The organism is Herbaspirillum sp. UBA812 (assembly GCF_002296545.1).
GTDB classification, from domain to species: Bacteria; Pseudomonadota; Gammaproteobacteria; order Burkholderiales; family Burkholderiaceae_D; genus Herbaspirillum; species Herbaspirillum huttiense.
In genome coordinates this window covers 1-5,781 of the sequence record NZ_DBIC01000337.1, presented here as the reverse complement: position 1 = coordinate 5,781, position 5,781 = coordinate 1, and the positions used below count along the sequence as shown (strand labels likewise).

Sequence of the window (5,781 nt, the reverse complement as noted above, 5' to 3'; positions counted from 1 at the left end):
CTCCATCCAGTCCATGGTGGCCGCACCGTTATGCACTTCGCCGATCTTGTGGTTCACACCCGTATAAAAAAGAATGCGCTCGGTGGTCGTGGTCTTGCCCGCGTCGATATGCGCGCTGATACCGATGTTGCGGTAGTTTTCTATTCGGGTCTTGCGGCTCATGGCATGTCCTTTCGATGGGTGCCGTCAAATGCTGGATTCAGTGTTGATGGTGACGATTGATCAAATTGCCCGCTACAAAGTTTATTTATGTAACGAGCATTAGATAATAGGAACCTCTTCCCCAAAGTTCAAGGTCTGGCGATTTATTTTTGTAATGCCGACTAAATTAAACTACACTTCTCCGCAATACCATTACCGCCAGGGGTAATACCCCGCAAAGGAAACCGATGATAAAAACCCGTGGCCGCCCGCGCAGCTTCGACCGTGACCAGGCGCTGCAGCAGGCCATGCAAGTGTTCTGGAGCAAGGGCTACGAAGGCACCACCATGGCCGATCTGTGCGAGGCCATTGGCGTGAAGGCCCCCAGTCTCTACTCGGCCTTCGGCGACAAGGATGCGCTGTTCCGAGAAGTCATGGAGGTCTACTCGCGCACCATCAGCGCCGAACCGCTGCGCCTGTTGCAGGCCGGCAAGGGCATTCGCGAAGACCTGCAAGCCATGCTGCGCGCCAGCGTGCGCATGTATTCGGGCAAGTCGACGGTGCCGGGCTTGCCGACAGGAAAGGGGTGCATGGTAGTGATTTCCGCCATCAACTGTGCACCCGAAAACAGCGAGCACAGTGATGCGCTCTCGCAACGTCGCCACAAGCGCCGCAATGAAATCCGCGCGCGCCTGCTGCAGGCGCAGCGTGAAGGGGAGATCCGGGCCGATGCCGATGTAACGGCCCTGGGCGATTTTTACACCAGCTTTCTCAACGGACTGGCGCTGGGTGCGCGCGATGGGGTCTCCACGGCGCGGCTGGCCGCCACGCTGCCGCATGCGATGCTGCCGCTGGAAAACGTGATGGTGCATGCGCTGCCGCCGGAGTGAATGAAGCCGGCTGCGCCCGTTACGATATCCTCCCTCCCTTTGCCGTTACCAGGACCCTTACCAGCCTCATGAGACCCTTGCACTATGCCGTCATCGGCGGCGGCATCAACGGCCTGGCCGTGGCCCGCCAGTTGCTGCTGGATCAACCCGATGTGCGCGTCACCGTCTTCGAGAAGGAAGACGCCGTGGCCCGCCACCAGTCCAGCCATAATTCCGGCGTGGTCCACGCCGGCCTGTATTACGAACCGGGCGGCCTCAAGGCGCGGCTGTGCCGGCGTGGCGTCGAGCTGGTCAGGAGCTACTGCGAGCAGAATGGCTTGCCCTACGATGAATGCGGCAAGGTGGTGGTGGCGCTGGACGCGGACGAATTGCCGCGCCTGGAAGCCATCCATCGCAAGGCGCTGGCCAATGGCGTGCCGGATGTGGAGATGATTGACGGCGCACGCCTGCGCGAGATCGAACCCCATTGCGTAGGGTTGCGCGCGCTGTATTCGCCGCGCACGGCCATCGTCAGCTATGGCCAGATCGCGCAGCACATGGCGCAGGAGATCGTGCAAAGGGGCGGCGTGATCCGTCTCAATGCAGCGGTGCAACGCGTGTTCGAACAAGGGCAGCATGTGCAGATCGAACTGGCCGATGGCGAGGTCCACGGTGATGCGTTCGATTTCGCCATTGCCTGCTGCGGCCTGCAGTCAGACCGGCTGGCGCAGCAATCGGGCGATGTCGCCACGCCGCGCATCGTGCCCTTCTTCGGTCAGTACTATGTCATCGATGAAGCCTTCAAGTCGCATGTCCGGGGCCTGATCTATCCGGTGCCCGATCCGCGCTTTCCCTTCCTGGGCGTGCATTTCACCAAGCGTATCGATGGCCAGATGACCATCGGTCCGAACGCCTTCATTTCGTTGGGGCGCGAGAATTACCAAGGGGATCGTTTCAGCCTGCGCGACGTGGCCGACTATCTCGGCTATCCGGGTTTCTGGAAATTCGCCAGCCGCAACATGGCCGCGACCCTGCGTGAACTGAAAACGGTGGTCAGCGAGCGGCACTTCGTGCGCGAAGCTGCCCGCTATGTGCCGGCCTTGTCCGAGGTGAGCGTGACCCCGGCCGTGCGCGGCATTCGTGCCCAGGCCATGGAACCGGATGGCCGGCTGGTGGACGATTTCGTGATTCGCCAGAGCAGCCGCGTCACGCATATCCGCAATGCGCCTTCGCCGGGGGCCACCTCGTCATTGGCCATCGGCGAGCACATCGTGCGCAACCTGATCCACCCGCACGGGACGATATGAAAAAAACGCCGCGACGGTCACCCCGTCGCGGCGTTTTCATTCGTGCTGGCGTACTGAAGCGATGCCGGTCAGGCCGCGCGGGCCAGTGTTCCGTCGTTTTCCTTCAGTTGGCCTCCCAGCGCGTCGACTAGCGCGGTCAGCAGCTTGGCCAGCTCGCCGGTCATCAGCATGAAGTCGCCATCGAAGCGTTCATCGTCGTTCTTGCCGGCGATCTCGCTGTCTTCCTTGAGCACGTCCAGCGGCGCGATGCGCTTGACGGACAGGTTCTCGGTCAGCACGAAGGACACCTTGTCGGCCCAGGTCAGCGCCAGGCGTGTGCACTGCTTGCCGGCTTCGATGTGGCGGCGGATGTCGTCGGCTTCCAGCGTGTGGCGCACGTAGCGCACCGTGGCCTTGCTCTCGGCGGTGGAGCGCAGCTCGGTATCCTGGTCCACGGTGAAACCGTTGGGCGCTTCGTCGCTGGCCAGCCAGTCGGTCATGGCCGCTGCCGGCGACATGACGGTACGCAGCGTTTCCAGCGGGAACTTGGGGATGGCCTTGAACAGCAGCTTCAGGACTTCCTCGGCCTTGGAGGGCGAGCCGGCATCGACCAGCAGCCAGCCGTTGACCGGATCGATCCAGACCCAGGTGCTGCGCACTACCGAGAAGGCGCGCGGCAGCAGTTCGTCGGTGACCTGTTCCTTCAATTCCTTGGTCTGCTTGCGGCCCGGCGGGAAACCTTGCTGCTCTTCCAGCTCGGCGGCACGAGCCTTGGTGACCTGGTTGATGACGGTCGAGGGCAGCAGTTTCTTCTCGGTATCGAGTTTCAACAGCAGCTGGCGGTTGACCACATGCACCAGTTTTTCATTGTTGCGCGGCGGCACCCAGCCCTGGCTCTGCATGTCCAGGCTGGAGCAGGCGGTGAAGGCCTGCGGCGCGAGATGGGATTCGAGTTCGTCGGCATTGATCGCCCACGGTGCGGGCAAACGGTAGATCTGGAGATTCTTGAACCACATAGGTTTCCGGAGCAGGGCAAAGAGGGAAAGGGGGAGATTTTACACGCCCGTCTCGCCGCAAGCGATGTCGGATTGTCCACGCTTGCAGTTAAATTTTTCGTGGCCGGGCTTGCCGCAGAGTACGTCAGAAAAACGCACAAATAGTTCGCGGAAAAATGGATCAGCCGCCGAACGGCAACTCTGCCTGCAGCGCCTGCGCTGTCAATGCAAGCTCATCCTTGCGCGAGAGCGCGCCCACGCGCACACCGAGCAGGCGCAGCTTCTTTTCCAGCGGCACTCGCTTCAGACATTCCCCCGCCGCCTGACGGATGGTGGCGGCATCCCCGGTGGGGGCGGGCAGCGTGACATCGCGCGTCACCCCCTGGAAATCGGCGTATTTCAATTTGATGCCGATGGTGCGGCCGACATAGCCCTTACGCTCCAGGTCACCGGCCAGCTTCACGCACAGGGCGGTGAAGATTTCCGAGAGTTGAGTACGGTCGGCGCGTGCGTGCAGGTCGCGTTCAAAGGTGGTTTCCCGGCTGATGGATTTGGGTTCGGAATAAGTCTGCACCGGGCGATCATCGACGCCTTGTGCCACGCGGCCCAGCCATTCCGAATAGCTGCGCCCGAAATGTGCCCGCAGCATTTCAGGTGATGCACGTGCCAGGTCGGCCACGGTCTCGATGCCCAATGCCGCCAGCTTTTCGGCGGCCTTCGGTCCGATGCCGTTGATCTTGCGTGCCGGCAGCGGCCAGATGCGGCGCTCGATGTCCTCGGGCGCGAGGATGGTGAGCCCGTCGGGTTTGTCCAGTTCGGAAGAGATCTTGGCCAGCATCTTGTTGGGCGCCACACCGACGGAGCAGGTCAGGGCGGTAGCGGCATGCACCGCATCCTTGATCTGGCGCGCGACCTCATGCGCGGTATCGGGCCACGCAGAAAGATCGATATAGATTTCATCGATGCCGCGATCCTCGATCAGCGGCGCGATGCTGCGCACCGCTTCCTTGAACAGGCGCGAATACTTGCGATAGGCCTCGAAGTCGGTCGGCAGCAGGATGGCGTCCGGTGCCAGCTGGGCCGCCTTCATGATGCCCATGGCCGAGAACACGCCGAGCGCGCGCGCCTCGTAGGTGGAAGTGGTGACCACGCCGCGCCCGGCGTAATCGCGCATGCGGAAATACTGGCGCGTGCCATCGGGCAATTCCACCGGCCGCGTGGCCGAACCGCCGCCGATCACCACCGCCTGGCCGCGCAGGTCGGGATAGCGCAGCAATTCCACCGACGCATAGAAAGCATCCATGTCGAGGTGGGCGATGCGGCGTTCGTTGGCCATGGTGGTGCGTGCAGCGAAGAGAAAGCGGAAGCGGCGCGATCAGTAATGCGGCGGCTTCTCGTTGGCGGCGGCGCGGTCCTGGCTGGTGTCGGACAATTCCTTGAAGCGCTTGGCCAGGGCGTGCAGCAGCATGTCCAGTTCTTCGATCTTCTTTTCCTGGCGATAGACGGTCTGGTTCAGTTCGTCCAGCAGGTGTTCCTGATGGGCGAGTTTCATTTCCAGATCGATGAGGCGGTCGTCTTGGGTCACTTGTGTTGTTCCTTGGAAGAGTGGCTCAGGCTGGCAGCGCGGTCATCACTGATGAGCCAATGCAAGGCACCGGCCGCAGCGGCGCGCCCGGTGGCAAAGCAGGCAGTGAGCAGGTAGCCGCCGGTGGGTGCTTCCCAGTCCAGCATCTCGCCGGCGCAGAATACGCCGGGGAGGGCACGCAGCATCAGCGCATCATCGAGCGCCTCGAAGCTCACGCCACCGGCGCTGCTGATGGCTTCGGCGATGGGACGCGTGCGCAGCACGGTCAGCGGCAGGGCCTTGATGGCGCGCGCCAGCTTGCCCATGTCGGCGAAGTCGTCCTTGCTGACCAGCTCGCGCAGCAGTCCGGCCTTCACGCCCTTGAGATGCAGACGGCTTTGCAGGTGGCTGGAGAGCGAACGCGCACCACGCGGATGGGCCAGCTCGGCTTCCACTTTTTCCAGCGGCCAGTCGGGCAGCAGGTCCAGGTAGAGGCGCGCCGAGCCGTCTGCGGCGATGGTGTCGCGCAAGGCCGAGGACATGGCATACACCAGGCTGCCTTCGATGCCTTCGGCGGTGATGATGAATTCGCCCCGGCGATTCTGCACGCCGCCGCTGGGCAGCGCCGTACTGGCCACCACCGGCTTGACCGGTTCCCCCGCGAAGCGGCTGCGGAAATGTTCGCTCCAGTCCAGCTCGAAGCCACAGTTGGAGGGCAGCAGCGGTGCGACCTCGACCTGGCGGTCTTGCAACAGCGGCACCCAGCTGCCATCCGAACCCAGGCGCGGCCAGCTGGCGCCGCCCAGTGCCAGTACCACGGCATCGGCTTGCACATCGGTGTGGCCATCAGGATGGGCGAAGCGCAGCGCGCCGTCCTCCTGCCAGCCCAGCCAGCGATGGCGCATGTGGAAGCGCACGCCGGCTTC

At 62.9% G+C, this 5,781-nt stretch carries 7 protein-coding genes; 2 read left to right on the top strand and 5 right to left on the bottom strand.

All coding sequences use genetic code 11. From position 1 onward, the window contains the following. A partial coding sequence (locus B3873_RS22720; protein WP_286869210.1) for a GTP-binding protein occupies positions 1-162 on the bottom strand: 162 nt, incomplete at its 3' end. Positions 163-389: 227 nt separating this feature from the next. Between B3873_RS22720 and B3873_RS22715 the strand changes: the two genes are divergently transcribed. Continuing rightward, positions 390-1,031, top strand: a complete 642-nt coding sequence (locus B3873_RS22715) for a TetR/AcrR family transcriptional regulator (RefSeq protein WP_252696542.1) — start codon at positions 390-392, stop codon at positions 1,029-1,031. Between the two features lie 68 nt (positions 1,032-1,099). Further along, the gene (gene lhgO, locus B3873_RS22710) at positions 1,100-2,317 is read left to right on the top strand and encodes an L-2-hydroxyglutarate oxidase (RefSeq protein WP_286869209.1); all 1,218 of its coding nucleotides are present in this window, start codon (positions 1,100-1,102) and stop codon (positions 2,315-2,317) included. Between the two features lie 68 nt (positions 2,318-2,385). Here lhgO and B3873_RS22705 read toward each other — a convergent pair whose 3' ends face one another. The 4 genes from B3873_RS22705 to B3873_RS22690 form a co-directional block, all read right to left on the bottom strand. After that, positions 2,386-3,312, bottom strand: a complete 927-nt coding sequence (locus B3873_RS22705; RefSeq protein WP_034330361.1) for a recombination-associated protein RdgC — start codon at positions 3,310-3,312, stop codon at positions 2,386-2,388. A 160-nt stretch (positions 3,313-3,472) separates the two neighbouring features. Beyond that, the gene (gene dinB / locus B3873_RS22700; RefSeq protein WP_286869208.1) at positions 3,473-4,627 is read right to left on the bottom strand and encodes a DNA polymerase IV; all 1,155 of its coding nucleotides are present in this window, start codon (positions 4,625-4,627) and stop codon (positions 3,473-3,475) included. Between the two features lie 39 nt (positions 4,628-4,666). Beyond that, complete coding sequence (locus B3873_RS22695; protein WP_083859453.1) at positions 4,667-4,876, bottom strand: SlyX family protein; 210 nt, start codon at positions 4,874-4,876, stop codon at positions 4,667-4,669. Further along, positions 4,873-5,781 (bottom strand): TIGR03862 family flavoprotein (locus B3873_RS22690; RefSeq protein ID WP_286869207.1); only part of this gene is annotated, 909 nt, incomplete at its 5' end. The genes B3873_RS22690 and B3873_RS22695, both read right to left, overlap by 4 nt.

Bases quoted from the DNA above. Each gene is read 5' to 3' on its own strand.
- B3873_RS22715 (WP_252696542.1), top strand. From the start codon at position 390: ATGATAAAAACCCGTGGCCGCCCGCGCAGCTTCGACCGTGACCAGGCG.
- lhgO (WP_286869209.1), top strand. From the start codon at position 1,100: ATGAGACCCTTGCACTATGCCGTCATCGGCGGCGGCATCAACGGCCTG.
- B3873_RS22705 (WP_034330361.1), bottom strand. From the start codon at position 3,312: ATGTGGTTCAAGAATCTCCAGATCTACCGTTTGCCCGCACCGTGGGCG.
- dinB (WP_286869208.1), bottom strand. From the start codon at position 4,627: ATGGCCAACGAACGCCGCATCGCCCACCTCGACATGGATGCTTTCTAT.